This is a genomic window from Hyunsoonleella sp. J2K-J805 (genome assembly GCF_057167125.1).
Map to the genome: position 1 here is coordinate 276,294 of NZ_CM169901.1, position 16,054 is coordinate 292,347.

Here is a 16,054-nt window from a genome sequence, read left to right on the forward strand (position 1 = left end):
TGGACAAATAGTATTGTAATGAAAAAGTGGTATATTTTAGTTGTATTATTTAGTGTAACTAGAGTATTTACCCAAAATATTGATGTATTTCAGCAATACTATGGTCGTTTTAGTTACACGGCTATTGGTAATACTTTAAATCCTGCAGAAAATAATCCAGAGACATTTTGTAATATATTGCCTTCTTCTAGTGCAGATTTAAATATGCCCGCTACTCAAAAAATAAAAGAAGCCTTTATATATTGGGCTGGTTCTGGAAGTGGAGACACATCAATAACACTTAACGGCGTAGACATTGAAGCAGATGACACACTCAACGTTATTTATGACGATGCGCTTAACGGCGACCTTATTTATTTTTCATGCTTTAAGAACATAACTGAACAGGTAATGATGACTGGAAATGGAAGTTATACCGTTGAAAACTTAAGTATTATCGATGTTTTAGCGTCAAATCCAGGCTACTGTAATAACAGAACAAATTTTGCGGGCTGGTCTATTTTTATTATTTACGAAGAGGAAGCATTACCTCTTAATCAAGTGAACTTATTTCATGGTTTGGAGATTATTAACCGGCAAAAGCAGCGTATTGATATAAATATTACTAATTTAAATGTTATTGATAATGACAATGCCAAAATTGGATTTTTAGCTTGGGAAGGCGATAGAAGTTTAAATTTTGGAGAATCACTCATTTTTCAAGGTACAGTGTTAGAAGATTTACCCTTGAATCCAAGAGATAATGCGTTTAATGGTACAAACTCGTATACAGGGTCTGATACATTGTATAACATGGATTTAGATGTTTATAACATAGAAGATATTATAAATATTGGAGATACAGAGGCCACAATTACATTAACCACAGGAGCCAATGATCCATTGAACGGGGTGTTCAGAGCAGATTTAATCATAATAAATAATATTGTTACGGTATTAAATAGTCAATTGCCAGATGCGACACCAACAATAAATAATATATCTGTCACTTGTGACGCTAGAGACATTTTTGTCGCATATGCTATCAATAATTTTAATGCTACGGAAGTTTTACCTTCAGGAACGCCAATTGCGTTTTACGCTAATGAAACGCTAATAGGACAAAGTGCAACAAGAACTGTACTGGATATTGGAGCATCAGAAAGCGATGTTATTCGCTTAACAGTTCCTGATGTAGTACCCAATAATTTTGAATTATTTGTAGTGGTGGATGACGATGGCACGGGCAACGGAATCGTGCAGGAAACCAATGAAGCTAATAATGAAACTGTTGAATCAGTAGCACTAATTAATGCCCCAGTTATAACTAATATACCGGTTCTAGACGCATGTGATGAAGGTAATAATACTTCTAGTTTTGATTTAACCTCAGTTGAAGGCGTAATTAGCGAAGAACCAAATATTTTATACACTTACTACGAGACCTTAGAGGATTTAGACGCCTTTATCAATCCTATTTCTAATCCTGAAAGTTATACTAATATAACATATCCCCAATCTGTTTATGTTACTCTTGATAATGGGATTTGTATAGAACCAATTGAAATACCCTTAACTATAAATAATTGTTTTACTAGTATAGACCAAGAAGGTGTTTCACCCAACGATGATGGAAAGAACGATGATTTTTCGCCAGATGAAGTCTATGATATTTTTGAGAATTTAGAAATTAAAATTTTCAATAGAAACGGAACATTAGTTTTCGAAGGGCGTAATGAAAATCCTTGGGATGGTGTTGCAAACAGAGGCATAAATAAAGGAAGCCTGCTTCCAGTAGGAACGTATTATTATGTACTGCACCTAAACGATCCTAAATATTCCGATCCAGTTACGGGTTGGCTTTACTTAAACTATTAGTAATCTAACCGCAGAATGAAATATATTGCTATTTTCCTTGTCTTTTTTGTAGTTGGTATAAAAACTATAAATGCGCAACAAGATCCTCAGTATACGCAATATATGTATAATCAAGCCATAATTAATCCTGCATATACCGGATCAAAAGAATTTCTTCAAATCACAACGCTGTATAGAAACCAATGGGCCGGATTTCCAGGAGCGCCCAAAACATTTACTATTTCTGGTCATGGTCTTATTGGAAATCAAATTGGATTAGGCGTTTCTGCAATATCAGACCAACATGGCCCCGTGAAGGAGAATAATGTTTATACAGATATATCGTACACAATATATGTAAATGACAATCTTAATTTAGCCTTAGGAGTAAAAGGAGGTGTTACGGTGCATGATATAGGATTAGCGACTATTGGTGTTCAGGATGCCAACGATCCTTTTTTCTCCGAAAACATAAATGAAAACACATTGAATTTGGGGGCTGGGGCATTTTTATATAGTAGAGATTATTATGTAGGTGTTTCGATGCCAAATATGATTAGAAGTGTGCATTTGGATGAAAATGGCGTACAATTGGGCTCTGAAGCGTTGCATTATTTCGTTACAGCAGGATACGTTTTTCAAATTGCTAATACAACTAAATTCAAGCCATCATTTATGGTAAAATCAACATTGGAGTCGCCAGTATCTTTTGATATCAATGCTAATTTTTTATTTTTTGATAAGTTGGAGTTAGGTGCGTCTTACAGATATCAAGATGCAGTAAGCGCATTAGTTAACTTCCCTATACTTCCAAATATCAGAATGGGGTATGCTTATGATTATGTGGTCTCGGATATTAGTTATTCAGGGCCTTCATCACATGAAATTTTTCTTCAATTCGATTTGAATTTTAGCCGAAAAATACTCTCACCAAGATTTTTTTAGTGGTTTAGATACCTGTATGGTTTTTGTAGTGGCATAATTTTATGTGTTGACTCAATTAAGCAATAGCTTTGGTTTTTAAATTAAAACTATGCGCTATTTTACTTTTATTTCATTTAGTATAATTTTTTTTATTTCTCAATATGCGTTTTCGCAACAAATGCCTTTAGATTTTTCTGCTGGTCAAGATAATTTCGTGCCATTTGGCAGTAGTAGTTTTGCTAAACAACAGGATCCTGTTGATGCTTCTAATGCGGTTGGTGAGTTTACCAATACTGGTTCAGATATTTGGGAAGGGTTTTATTTAGACCTATCTAATCCTATAGACTTGGATGTTCAAAAGGCAATAACTTTAGATTTTTATCAATTCGACGCGAATTCACATCAAATCACCTTGAAGCTAGAAATGGGGGCTAATCCAGATGTAGAAGTTCGCATGAATACCGTAAATTCTGGTTGGAAAAATGATATTGTTTTTGATTTTTCAAATGCGCTCTTAAGTTCGGATGGTACATCTATAAATGCTTCTGGTACTTACAACAGGGTTGCAATTTTTATAGATGGAGGGATTACTTCTTCAGGAACCTATTTTCTTGATGATATAGATGATGGTTCCACACCTACAGATCCAAATGCGCTGGACGTAGTTTATTCAGATTTGGTATGGTCCGATGAATTTGATAGTACAACTCCCGAAGCGATAGATGCTTCAAAATGGCATCATCAAACCTTTGGGCCTAATGGAGGCAGATGGTACAATAATGAAGAACAGCATTATACAGATAGGATAGACAACACTTATATTGAAAACGGATTTTTAAATATTGTTGCCAAAAAGGAAAATTTTACACAAAATGGGGTCACATTGCCCTATACTTCTGCAAGACTAAATTCTAAATTTGCTTTTACATATGGTAGAGTAGATGTTAGAGCAAAATTACCCGCAGGAACTGATGGCACATGGCCTGCCATTTGGACACTAGGAAAAAATATTAATGAAACCGGCGGCTATTGGCAAACGCAAGGGGTCGGTACCACGACATGGCCAAATTGTGGGGAAATTGATATAATGGAACATGGCTTGTACGATGTTACAAATGAAACATCGTGTGCTATACACACACCTTCCAGTTTTGGGGCAACTGTAAATACCGCAAAACAATTGTTGAGTGATGTTACTACCAATTTTCATGTATTCTCAGTGAATTGGTCCCCAAATCAAATAACATTTTTAGTTGATAATGTCGCTTATTACACGTATAATCCGCCAGTGAAAAATGCTAGTACTTGGCCTTTTGGTTTAGAGCAATATTTACTACTAAATGTAGCTATGGGGGGTGTTTCTGGAGGCATTGATCCCAGCTTTATCGAAAGCAGTATGGTAATTGATTATGTAAGGATTTTTCAAAATACTTCTTTAAGTCTTGAAGAGCACAATATCAATAGCCTACAGATTTACCCAAATCCAGTAAGGGATACATTGTTTATCAATTCCAAGATAAATATTAAAGATGTAAAAGTATTTGATAGTTTAGGGAAAATTATTTTGGAAAAGCAAAATGTAAATAACACATTGGATATGTCTAGTTTAAAAACAGGTATGTATTTCTTAAAATTATATTCTGACAAAGGCTTTGTATCCAAAAGAATTATTAAACAATAGATGTACTTTTAAAAAAGTGAATATGTAAAGGCACTTTCTTAAATAAAATGTTTAATTTTCACTGTCTCAAGTCTTAAAACAGTAATACTGTTTCATTTTCTACAATGTTATTTTCTCTCTTTTTGATTAATAGCTAGCTAAAAGGAATCAAAAGTTCATTTTTAGTACAAAACAATGATGACATATCGTTAGGTGAACGATGTCAATGTATAACTTAAAAGCTATTAACTATGAAACGAATTTTACATGCTACACTTTTTATTTTAATGTTTTGCCATACTTTTAAAGGTATTGCCCAAACATACAAGACTGATACAAAAGATATTTTCACATGGAATATTGCTGCAGACGGCTGGGAGCTGGAATTACATGAGGTTTACACCTATGACAATGGAGGCGCCAAAGAAACTAAGATTACAGGTTATGCCGTGCCTGGAATGATTTTAACCTATCAAAATATAAAGATGTATAACGGTAATAATGATATAATTTCTGATGAGAGACAAGCATGGAATAGTGTTACCAGCCAATGGCTAAACTCTACATTAGTAGAATATGCTTATGATACATCAGGTAATCTTACTGAGGAAACCCATAAAACCTTCAATTCTATACAGAATGATTATGTAAATAGTTTTAAGGAGGTGTACTCTGAGTATTCTGGTTCTGATTTCGGTAAACAAACTAGCCAAAATTGGGATACAAATACAAATCAATGGGTGAACGATGAGCAATTGGTTATCGTGTATATGTCTCCCGGAAACCCTGAAAATGCCACATTTTATGAATGGGATAATGGCGGCTGGAGTGCTTATGAAAGGGTACAAGCGACGTATAACATGGGGATGATTTCTGAAACTTTATCTGAAGAGTACAATGGTAGTACCTGGGAAGAATCAGAAAGAAGTTTTTTTACTTATGAAAATGGATTAGAAACGGAATTGCTTACCCAAATTAAATCCGGAATGGATTGGATAAACGAAGACAGGGATACAAGCGATTATGATGCAAATGGAAATAGGAATGTTTATACTTTGGAGTCATGGGATGTACCCTCCAATGAATGGGAACCATATTATAAAGAAGAAAGGTCGTTTTCAGTAGCGGAATCTTTAAGTACAGAATCGTTTGAAAATGAAAGTTTTAGGGTGTATCCAAACCCAGCAACTGAAATTATTAATATTTCATCGAATATTTCGATAGACAAATTTGAATTGTACAATGTTTTAGGTTATAAAGTTTTGGAAACCTCAAATACCGAACAATTGAATGTAGAAAGCCTAAGTGGTGGTATTTATCTATTGAAGGCTTATGGTAATAAAGCTACAACAACCAAACGTATAGTTGTTGAATAAAAATTAAAGAGGCTATTAATCGGGAGAAAAGGGGAGTTGTCAACTATAGTTTACGCTCCTCTTTTTAATATGTTACGTATTCCACAATCTCCAATCCATAACCAATCATACCAACACGTTTTGTTTTTTCACTATTAGAAATTAGCCTAAGCTTATGTATATCTAAATCATGAAGAATTTGTGCGCCAATACCAAAATCTCGAGTATCCATGTTTATTCTTGGGGCTTTTAAAACTTCATTTTCTTTTTGATTGTTCTTTAAAAAATCTAAACGATTTAAAATATTAGTAGCCTGTATTTCTTGATTAATAAAAATGATGGCGCCTTTTCCAAAATCGTTTACAGTTTTAAACATAGCGTTTAATTGTTCGTCAACGCTATTGGTAAGTGTGCCTAGGATATCATTATTTATTAGGGTTGAATTTATCCTTGTTAACACAGGTTCGTTATTTTTCCATTGCCCTTTGGTAAGTGCAATATGTATTTGATTATTGGTGGTTTGCTTGTATGCACGTAGCCTGAAATCCCCAAATCGGGTATGAATTTCAAAATCTTCCATTTTTTCGATTAGGGAGTCATGTTGCATACGATAGGCCACTAAATCTTCAATAGAAACAATCTTAAGATCAAACTTTTTTGCTACCTCAATAAGTTGGGGTAAACGCGCCATAGAACCATCTTCGTTCATAATTTCAACAATTACTCCAGCAGGCTCTAAACCAGCCAATCTTGCAAAATCAATAGCTGCTTCAGTATGTCCCGTTCGTCGCAAAACACCCCCTTCTTTAGCAACTAGCGGGAAAATATGCCCTGGTCTTGCCAGTTCAAAGGGCTTTGTTTCATTATCTATAAGAGCCTTTATGGTTTTTGCTCTGTCACTTGCAGAAATCCCTGTGGTAACGCCATTGCCCCTTAAATCCACAGATACTGTAAATGCAGTTTCCATTGGGTCGGTATTATTATTTACCATCATGTTTAACTCAAGATCCTTGCATCTGTTTTCCGTAAGTGGGGCGCAAATTAAACCTCTTCCGTGGGTAGCCATGAAGTTTATCATTTCTGGAGTTACCTTTTCAGCTGCGGCTACAAAATCGCCTTCATTTTCTCTGTTTTGGTCATCTACAACAATAATAACCTTTCCATTTCTAATATCTTCAATAGTATCATGGATGGTATTTAACTTAAACTTGGTAGTATTTTCTGTAGACATAGATTCTGCTATCATATTGCAAAGATATTGCTTAATTTATATATGCGTTATATCTTTTTTGATCTTTCCTTTTAGAAAAAAGTAGGTAATCATATAAATTGGCATTCCTAGTGTAAGTAGAATGATGTTTGGTTTTTTATCATCTAATTCAGCGGCTTTATATAAAGCATAAATATTTAGGATGGACTTGATGTAGTAAATAACATAAAGCGAAAAGGCAACTATACATAGTTGAATTGATGCCGACTCCAGAGAAGGTAATTTGTTGTTTTTAAAGACGAAATTTAATAAGAGCAGAATAGCTCCTGCGGTAAATAAAATAATTGCAAATGAAGAATGGTCTTTGTAATCTTTTAGTTTCGGAGAGACTTTTTCTAAATCAAAATGAGGTACTGCAACCTCATTTTCAGTTGCAATGTTAAACGTCTTTTTTGGATTTAAATACAAGGCTTCACTGGTCGCTTTTTTCTGATAGAGATAAAAAATGAAATATAATGGTAAACCGAATAGTAGGTATACAATGGCATTTGTTCCTGATTCCTTTCTAAGATGCTTATTTAAGTTAGAACTGCTTATAAAGGATTTAACAAGTGCAAACAAATAAATAATACCAACTACAATACCAACTATAAATAATGTTTTACCAACCAAAGGGTACTTATTATTTTCTAAGATTAATCCACTAATAATTAAAGGGAAAGCAATGGCGTATAGTATAAACGCTAATTTAGAATCCTCATCAAATTTATATTTAAGACGAATACCCTCCTCAAATTTTTGATTATCAAAGTTTCCGCTAAATTTAAGCTGCTGGTTTGAAATTCCCCTAGAATTTAAAATTGAAACCGCAGTGTTTCTATGTGTCCTAGAATATCCATATTGCCTGTAGTTCTTAATAACTTTTATTAACTCTTTCTCATCATAGGATCGTAACGTTTTGTATTCCTCAGTTTCATCTTCAAAAATGGACGTGTCAATTTCAATATCCTTCTTCTTGATACCAAATAGTTTCTTAATAGGCTCTAAAACACCTTCCGTTTCGAATAAGCCTCTATCTGCCGTTGCTTTTTTGGTTAAATAAACACCAAGAGGCAACATGATTAACGTAGAAAACCAACTAGCCAAAATAGGGTTGAAACTTCCATTTTTAGCACTGTTCATCGCAAAAATGCCAATAAAATGATAGGTTAAAAACAACAAAATGGCAATTACCATCGGTAAACCTATGCCTCCTTTACGAATTAATGCTCCAAGTGGAGCTCCAACAAAAAACAGAATGATACAAGCAAATGGAAGTGCTAGTTTTTCATGAAATGAAATAATATGCCTGTTATACAATTTTTTTCTTGGTTCAAGTGAGGATTTTTTATTTTTAATAAGTTGATCTATGCTATTAATATAACTGATGGCACTATTTACAAATTGAGAGTTTTTCTTCGTACTAAATAAATCCTGCAATTTGCCAGTGTAGATAGAATCTATAGGAACGGTGTTTTTTTGAATTTTGGTACTGTCTTTTACTATTTTGGTTGCACTTTTACCTTTTTCTTTCAATTCATCAGTAGCAGGAACCTCTACAGCAGGTTTTAAAGATTTATTAATGGTGGATCTTTGATACATAACTTCGCCGAAGTCCTGCATGGTTTTTTCATGTTTTATGGTAAGGGAATCAATAGTATAGTCCAGTTCAGAAACATTTAGCATACTATATTTATTGGAATAGCTTTTATCGTCAATATCAACAGTTTGAAGGTTGGATAAATCGATATTCATGGTGTAAACTTCAAAGCTGCTTTTGGCGAAAGGATACTTTTTTCGGTCTTTTAACTTTTTAGGATATACATCCTCGTAAAAATTACCGTCGTGCAGCACTAGTTTTAAGACATTGGAATCTTCTCTACTGATTAATTCACCAGTTTTTGCTGTGATTGTAGTGGCATTCCGCCTACCATCTCTAGCTTTTTTGTGAATGATTACATCTTCCAGAAACTGACCTTTATCTCCAGTTTTCTTGGCTACTTTAATGTTATAAGGTGTAGATTCTATTTCGTTAAACTGTCCTTCGGCTATTGCCATTGACGGTTTTACCTTAGCTAAATTTTTTCTTAGATTAAAAAAATTAAACTCTCCCCACGGAATCACATTATTTGAAAACCAGAACGTTACAAATCCAAGTGCTACGATAAATACTCCTAGGCTGGCCATGGCACGCTGTAAAGAAATACCGGTAGATTTCATTGCGGCAAACTCATAGTTTTCAGCAAAATTTCCGAACACCATTATAGAGGTAAGCAATATAGTAAGCGGTAATACAAGCGGTATTAGTTTTGGTAGCCCATATACAATGAACTTCATAATGGTGCTTAAGTCCAAATCTTTTCCTGCAAGTTCTTTAATGTACAACCATATCATTTGCAGTACAAAAATTAACAGCAAAATTGCAAATACACTTAAAAAAGTTCTAAGATATGTTGTTAGTATGTAGCGGTCTAGAATTTTCACAAGGATGCGACTACCTAATCAATTTTATTGATGTAATAATCTTGATATTTATCTGCATCAAAGGTAAATAAGGTTTCCGATAATGGTTCATTCGTTTTGAAAGAATTAACGATTAAAGTCGTTCTAGTACCATTTTTTCCTATTTGAATTAAATTGTAGATGTGTTTAGTTGTAGCGTCAACGCCTAAAAGGATGTAATCAATTTCAGAGTTTGAATCGATAGGCGTCAATTTGACATATTGAATTTTTCTGCCTTTGATGTTTTGAACGATATCCATGGCGTAGGTATAACCATCTTCATAAAAAGACAACATCTTACTTGGTGTAATGGCATCTATATCATCTTCAGCTTGTGTTGTTATAGTTACTTCTTCGTCTTCTGGACTAATGGTGTATAGTGTTTTTCCATCGTAAAGACGTGTAATACCTAGAATGTTTAATTTATATTTTTCGTCTTCAAGAACCACATCTCCGCGAGTTTCTTGCTTTATATTTTCATCCGTATTTTCTAATATATACTTAAAGTCTATAGAAATATTATCATAGTTTTTAACCTTTTGAGACACTTCATTCAACAAGATCTTCCCCTTGTTTTGAGAAAACCCAGCGAAGGTGATAAATGCAATACATACTATGGTGATTAACTTTTTCATTTTTTTACTTTAATACAAAATTACATATTTTCATTTTCTAATAGCTCATCAAGAGATGCTAAATCTGGTACTAGCACTTGTCGTGCTTTGCTACCTTCAAAAGGGCCTACAATACCTGCAGCTTCTAGCTGATCAATCAAACGACCTGCTCTATTATACCCTAATTTTAGTTTTCGCTGTAATAAAGAAGCGGAACCTTGTTGTGCAGTAACGATAACAATAGCAGCATCTTTAAACAATTTATCTCTGTCTTCAATGTCTATATCAAGACTTGTGCCACTTTCTTCGCCAATATACTCTGGTAACATATATGCTTCAGGATATGCTTTTTGAGACCCAATATAATCCGTTATTTTTTCTACTTCGGGTGTATCAACAAAAGCACATTGTACACGGGTAATGTCATTGCCTTGGGTATATAACATGTCTCCGCGACCAATCAATTGATCTGCTCCCGAACCATCCAAAATAGTTCTAGAATCTATCTTAGAAGTTACCCTAAAAGCAATTCGCGCAGGGAAATTCGCTTTGATAATACCCGTAATTACATTTACCGAGGGTCGTTGCGTTGCTATAATTAAATGAATACCAATAGCACGTGCCAATTGTGCTAAACGTGCAATAGGTGTTTCCACTTCTTTTCCAGCAGTCATAATCAAATCGGCAAATTCATCTACCACCAAAACGATGTAAGGCAAGAACTGATGCCCATCGTTGGGGTTTAACTTACGAGCTTTGAACTTCTTGTTGTACTCCGCAATATTTCTACACATAGCGTTCTTAAGAAGTTCATAACGGTTGTCCATTTCAATACACAACGAATTTAATGTATTGATAACCTTTGTGTTATCAGTGATTATGGCCTCTTCGCTATCAGGTAATTTTGCTAGATAATGACGTTCAATCTTATTGAACAATGTCAATTCCACCTTTTTCGGATCTACCAGAATGAACTTTACTTCTGCAGGGTGCTTTTTATATAGCAATGAGGTTAATACGGCATTTAAACCAACAGACTTACCTTGTCCCGTTGCACCTGCCATCAATAAGTGTGGCATTTTTGCTAAATCTACAACAAGCGTTTCATTGCTAATTGTTTTTCCTAATGCAATAGGTAGTTGCATTTCAGAATTCTGAAATTTCTTTGATGCGATTACAGAGCGCATAGAAACTATAGTTGCATTTTTGTTTGGTACTTCGATACCAATGGTGCCTTTTCCAGGAATGGGTGCAATGATACGTATGCCTAAAGCCGAAAGTGAAAGGGCAATATCGTCTTCCAGATTTTTGATTTTTGAAATACGGATACCGGCTTCAGGTACTATTTCGTAAAGTGTAACCGTTGGTCCAATTGTAGCTTTTATGCTGGCAATACCTATTTTGTAGTTATTAAGCGTATCAACAATACGATTCTTATTCTCTTCGAGTTCTTCTTGATTTATAGTAATACCTTCAGTATCATACTTCTTTAATAAGTCAATGTGAGGGAATTGGTAATTGCCTAATTCTAGAGTTGGGTCGTATAAACCAAAGTCTTCAACAAGTTTATTCGCTAAATTATCTGTTTCTGTAATTTCTTCTTTAACTGTTTCAACTTTTATTTCAAGTTCTGGATCTTCTTCAGGTTCTGGTTTAGAAACTTTTACTTCCATAGGAGCAGTTTCTTTTACAGCCGTCTCTTTCTTCTTTATAGGCTCGCCTTTTGGAGCCTCATCCATCTGAATATCAAAAGCTGTTTTAAAAGCTTCTGCTTCATCCGATAGGTTATTGTCTACCGCAAATGTGTCTTCTTTTATACCTGAAAATTCATTCTTAATATCTTTTTTCGCAGATGAAAATAAACGTTTGAAACTTTCAAAAGTTACCTTAAATCGCATGGCGAGATAAGTGATAAAACCTAAAATCAATAGCAGTACTGTACCTATTTTTCCAATATAATCTTGTAAAAAGCTGTTAATTTCAAAACCAACAGTACCTCCTAATATGTCGTTTTTTGATGAAAAGAATCCTAGAAGCACCGAAAACCAAATCATTATCAAAATACCCCAAAACCAATGTTTTCTCAGTTTTGCTTTTTTAATATCCATAAGGACATAGATCCCTGACAAAAAAACCAAACCTGATAAAATAAAAGAAGCAACTCCAAATCCACGCTGAATAAAAAAATCACTTAACCAAGCGCCTATTTTGCTTAACCAATTTTTGGCTTCAGCATCGCGTGTTGCAAACTCTGAAAGAGTACTTTGGTCTGCTTTGCCAGTAAAGAAAAATGAAATAAAAGATACACAGAGGATAATGCCGAAAATAACCAAGAAACTACCAAAAACTAACTTTTGTTGATTGGACAACTTAAAGCTTGGCTTTTTGAATTTTGATTTAGTAGGTTTTTTAGTTTTGGTTCTCTTCGCCATTGGTATGCCTTAGTTTAAGCAAAAATACAAATTACTAACGTTTATCCTAGATGATTAGTATTTTTAAGTAAACTTAGGAATGTAAATAATAAACCCAATAATTATTGCGCAAATAGCGGCTATAAAAACTGCGCCGGCAGAAACATCTTTAATGTAGCCTATTTTTTTATGGTATTCTGGATGTACAAAATTTGCTATTTCTTCAATAGCTGTATTTAAACCTTCCAGTCCCATAACTAGGGCAATAGTAAGTATTTGAATGAGCCATTCGGTTTTTGAAATCTCAAAATAAAATCCAGCAACGGTCATTATCATTGCAATAACCAGCTGGATTTTTATACTTGACTCTTTAGTAATTAATAAAAGAGCACCTTTAAAGGCATAGCCTATACTTTTTATTCTATTCTTTAAGAAGGATTCTTTTTTAGCCATCTAAGAGCGCTTCCAATGCTGCTTTATAATTAGGCTCATCTATAATTTCTCCAACTTGTTCAGTATATTTTATAACACCATTTTCATCAATTACTACAACACATCTTGAATGTAATCCATCTAGTGGTCCATCTACAAAGTTTAAACCATAGGCTTTACCAAAACTTCCATCCTTAAAATCGGATAAGTTTATAACATTGTCTAAACCTTCTGCGCCACAAAAACGAGCTTGTGCAAACGGTAAGTCTCTAGAAATACATAGCACTTTGGTGTTTTTCAATTCGCTAGCTTCCCTGTTAAATTCTCTAACAGACTGCGCACAAGTTCCTGTATCAATACTTGGGAATATATTTAAAACTAATTTACTGCCGTTGTAATTGCTTAAACTTTTTATGGACAAATCTGTAGCAGTTAATAAAAAATCTGGAGCTATTGTTCCTACCTCTGGTAAATTTCCTGAGGTATGTATAGCATCACCCTTTAATGTAATTTTAGCCATGTTTTTTGTTTTTAATTCAGACTTCTAAAATAGTAATAATTGATATGCCTAAATCATAATAGTTGTAATCTTTAAGAAATAATTAAGAGTATGGTGTAAATGCATCAAGATTAAAAACATGGTAATTTATAAAAACTATAGCTTTTTAAAAAATAATAGAATTTAATGATTATTGTATAGTTATTAAAAATGTCTCGACTAATTAGAAAATTATGAATTCATGTATTTTTACGTAGTGAATATAATTTTAATCGAACATAAAAACCATAAAATATGAACAACAACCCTCACAGCGACGCATTTGACATTAATAGTTCTGATGCTAGTCAATGTCCTTTTTTAAGCGGCACGCAAAAACAAACGGCAGGTAATGGAACCAATAATAGAGATTGGTGGCCAAACGAGTTAAAGCTTAACATCCTGCGTCAGCATGGAAAAGGATCAAATCCTTTTGATAAGGATTTTGATTATGCCGAAGCCTTTAAGAGCATAGATTATGCTACTTTAAAGCAAGAGGTAATTGATTTAATGACAGATTCTCAAGATTGGTGGCCAGCAGATTATGGACATTACGGACCATTTATGATTCGTATGGCATGGCATAGTGCGGGAACATATAGAGTTGGTGATGGTAGAGGAGGTGCATCTTCTGGATCTCAACGTTTTGCGCCATTAAACAGTTGGCCAGATAATGGAAATCTAGATAAAGCACGCCTGTTATTATGGCCTATAAAAAAGAAATATGGGAAAAGTTTGTCTTGGGCAGATTTAATGATTTTAGCAGGAAATTGCGCATTAGAGTCTATGGGCTTTAAAACATTTGGTTTTGCAGGCGGAAGAGAGGATGTTTGGGAGCCAGAGCAAGATATTTACTGGGGAAGTGAAACAGGTTGGTTAGATAACGATGAGCGCTATGATACGAGTGATGGTGATTTAGAAGGACACCTAGGAGCGGTGCATATGGGATTAATTTACGTAAATCCTGAAGGGCCAAACGGTGTTCCAGACCCAATGAAATCTGCTCATGATATTAGAATAACTTTTGGTAGAATGGCAATGAATGATGAAGAAACTGTTGCGCTAGTAGCAGGAGGACATACCTTTGGAAAAGCGCATGGTGCGGCAGACCCTGATAAATATGTAGGGCCAGAACCTCACGGGGCGTCTATTGAAGAAATGAGTACCGGTTGGAAGAATAACTACAAATCTGGTGTTTCTGACGATACCATTACTAGTGGTTTAGAAGGGGCATGGACACCAAATCCAACCCGTTGGGACGATGAGTATTTTGATGTATTGTTAAATTATGATTGGGAATTAACAAAAAGTCCAGCAGGTGCGCACCAATGGACACCAAAAAACCCAGATGCTAAACAAGCACCAGCAGCAGGAGGTAATGGTACTCAAGCTCTAATGATGAGTACAGCTGATATGGCATTGAAAATTGATCCTAAATACCTAGAGATTTCAAAGCGTTTTCATAAAGACCATGCGGCATTTGAAGATGCGTTTGCCAGAGCTTGGTATAAGTTAACCCATCGTGATATGGGACCTGTAGACCGTTATTTGGGACCAGAAGTGCCACAAGAGGAGTTAATTTGGCAAGATCCTATTCCAAAAGTGAATTATACCTTAAGCGATGCTGACATTAGCTCCCTGAAGAAGATGATTTTGGCTTCCGGATTAACTATTTCCGAAATGGTAAAAACTGCTTGGGCTTCAGCTTCTACTTATAGAGATTCTGATAAGCGCGGAGGTGCCAATGGCGCACGTATTCGTTTAGAGCCTCAGCGTAGCTGGGAAGTGAACAATCCACAGGAACTAAGTAAAATCTTAAACGTTTTAGAAGGTATCCAAAAAGAATTCAAGGGCGAGGTGTCTATGGCGGATTTGATTGTTTTAGCAGGAAATGCAGGTGTAGAAGAAGCAGCACAAAATGCAGGACATACCATTGAAGTGCCATTCTCCCAAGGTAGAGGAGATGCATCTCAAGAACAAACTGATTTGGAATCGTTTGGCTATTTAGAGCCTTTAGCAGATGGTTTTAGAAATTATATTAAGGATGAATTAAAGGTTGCTGCTGAAGATTTATTGGTAGATAAGGCCAATTTAATGAACTTATCTATTCCAGAAATGACTGCGTTAGTTGGTGGTTTGCGTGTGTTAGGAGCCAATTATGATGGTTCAAATCATGGCGTGTTTACTGATAATGTAGGTCACTTAACAAACGATTTCTTTACGAATCTTTTAGATTTCGCTTATACTTGGAATGCTATATCTTCCGATGATCGCATTTTTGAAGGAAAAGATAGAAGAACAGGTATTGCAAAATTTACTGGAACTCGTGCTGACTTAATCTTTGGTTCTAACACCGAATTGAGAGCCATAGCCGAAGTGTATGGTGCTAATGACGGAGAAGCGCAATTTGTAAACGATTTTGTTGCAGCCTGGGCCAAAGTGATGGATGCTGATAGATTTGATTTAAAATAGTTTGATGTATTGATAGTTGAAATTGGGATGGGCATTTCATTGTGCTTATCCCAATTTTATT

At 34.8% G+C, this 16,054-nt stretch carries 11 protein-coding genes; 5 read left to right on the forward strand and 6 right to left on the reverse strand.

Annotated elements, in window-relative coordinates:
- Positions 1 to 18: 18 nt before the first annotated feature.
- The 4 genes from AC1B0Z_RS01150 (at position 19) to AC1B0Z_RS01165 (ending at position 5,796) form a co-directional block, all read left to right on the forward strand.
- On the forward strand, positions 19 to 1,857 hold the full coding sequence (locus AC1B0Z_RS01150; protein WP_483793683.1) for a T9SS type B sorting domain-containing protein: 1,839 nt from the start codon (positions 19 to 21) through the stop codon (positions 1,855 to 1,857).
- 15 nt (positions 1,858 to 1,872) lie between these two features.
- Positions 1,873 to 2,781, forward strand: a complete 909-nt coding sequence (locus AC1B0Z_RS01155; protein ID WP_483793684.1) for a PorP/SprF family type IX secretion system membrane protein — start codon at positions 1,873 to 1,875, stop codon at positions 2,779 to 2,781.
- 88 nt (positions 2,782 to 2,869) lie between these two features.
- Entirely contained in the window at positions 2,870 to 4,441 is a 1,572-nt protein-coding gene (locus tag AC1B0Z_RS01160; protein WP_483793685.1) for a glycoside hydrolase family 16 protein, read from the forward strand.
- Between the two features lie 230 nt (positions 4,442 to 4,671).
- The gene (locus AC1B0Z_RS01165; RefSeq protein ID WP_483793686.1) at positions 4,672 to 5,796 is read left to right on the forward strand and encodes a T9SS type A sorting domain-containing protein; all 1,125 of its coding nucleotides are present in this window, start codon (positions 4,672 to 4,674) and stop codon (positions 5,794 to 5,796) included.
- Between the two features lie 64 nt (positions 5,797 to 5,860).
- On the opposite strand, the gene ribB is transcribed toward AC1B0Z_RS01165, so the two are convergent.
- The 6 genes from ribB to tpx all read right to left on the reverse strand — a co-directional run bounded on the left by ribB (position 5,861) and on the right by tpx (position 13,503).
- On the reverse strand, positions 5,861 to 7,021 hold the full coding sequence (gene ribB, locus AC1B0Z_RS01170) for a 3,4-dihydroxy-2-butanone-4-phosphate synthase (protein ID WP_483793687.1): 1,161 nt from the start codon (positions 7,019 to 7,021) through the stop codon (positions 5,861 to 5,863).
- 21 nt (positions 7,022 to 7,042) lie between these two features.
- Positions 7,043 to 9,508, reverse strand: a complete 2,466-nt coding sequence (locus tag AC1B0Z_RS01175; RefSeq protein ID WP_483793688.1) for an LptF/LptG family permease — start codon at positions 9,506 to 9,508, stop codon at positions 7,043 to 7,045.
- Positions 9,509 to 9,522: 14 nt separating this feature from the next.
- Positions 9,523 to 10,161: an outer membrane lipoprotein periplasmic chaperone LolA1 gene (lolA1, locus tag AC1B0Z_RS01180; RefSeq protein ID WP_483793689.1), complete on the reverse strand. Its 639-nt coding sequence runs from the start codon at positions 10,159 to 10,161 to the stop codon at positions 9,523 to 9,525.
- Between the two features lie 20 nt (positions 10,162 to 10,181).
- Positions 10,182 to 12,572, reverse strand: a complete 2,391-nt coding sequence (locus AC1B0Z_RS01185) for a DNA translocase FtsK (protein WP_483793690.1) — start codon at positions 12,570 to 12,572, stop codon at positions 10,182 to 10,184.
- A 63-nt stretch (positions 12,573 to 12,635) separates the two neighbouring features.
- On the reverse strand, positions 12,636 to 13,004 hold the full coding sequence (locus AC1B0Z_RS01190) for a diacylglycerol kinase family protein (RefSeq protein ID WP_483793692.1): 369 nt from the start codon (positions 13,002 to 13,004) through the stop codon (positions 12,636 to 12,638).
- A complete protein-coding gene (tpx, locus tag AC1B0Z_RS01195) occupies positions 12,997 to 13,503 on the reverse strand; it encodes a thiol peroxidase (RefSeq protein ID WP_483793694.1) in 507 nt (168 codons plus the stop codon). The genes AC1B0Z_RS01190 and tpx overlap by 8 nt, the downstream gene beginning before the upstream one ends.
- A 273-nt stretch (positions 13,504 to 13,776) precedes the next feature.
- Between tpx and katG the strand changes: the two genes are divergently transcribed.
- Positions 13,777 to 15,993, forward strand: coding sequence for a catalase/peroxidase HPI (gene katG, locus AC1B0Z_RS01200; RefSeq protein WP_483793695.1), 2,217 nt, complete (start codon positions 13,777 to 13,779; stop codon positions 15,991 to 15,993).
- Positions 15,994 to 16,054 lie beyond the last annotated feature (61 nt).

Coding starts and splice junctions, on each gene's coding strand:
- AC1B0Z_RS01150 (WP_483793683.1), top strand. CDS start 19: ATGAAAAAGTGGTATATTTTAGTTGTATTATTTAGTGTAACTAGAGTA.
- AC1B0Z_RS01155 (WP_483793684.1), top strand. CDS start 1,873: ATGAAATATATTGCTATTTTCCTTGTCTTTTTTGTAGTTGGTATAAAA.
- AC1B0Z_RS01160 (WP_483793685.1), top strand. CDS start 2,870: ATGCGCTATTTTACTTTTATTTCATTTAGTATAATTTTTTTTATTTCT.
- AC1B0Z_RS01165 (WP_483793686.1), top strand. CDS start 4,672: ATGAAACGAATTTTACATGCTACACTTTTTATTTTAATGTTTTGCCAT.
- ribB (WP_483793687.1), bottom strand. CDS start 7,021: ATGATAGCAGAATCTATGTCTACAGAAAATACTACCAAGTTTAAGTTA.
- lolA1 (WP_483793689.1), bottom strand. CDS start 10,161: ATGAAAAAGTTAATCACCATAGTATGTATTGCATTTATCACCTTCGCT.
- AC1B0Z_RS01185 (WP_483793690.1), bottom strand. CDS start 12,572: ATGGCGAAGAGAACCAAAACTAAAAAACCTACTAAATCAAAATTCAAA.
- AC1B0Z_RS01190 (WP_483793692.1), bottom strand. CDS start 13,004: ATGGCTAAAAAAGAATCCTTCTTAAAGAATAGAATAAAAAGTATAGGC.
- tpx (WP_483793694.1), bottom strand. CDS start 13,503: ATGGCTAAAATTACATTAAAGGGTGATGCTATACATACCTCAGGAAAT.
- katG (WP_483793695.1), top strand. CDS start 13,777: ATGAACAACAACCCTCACAGCGACGCATTTGACATTAATAGTTCTGAT.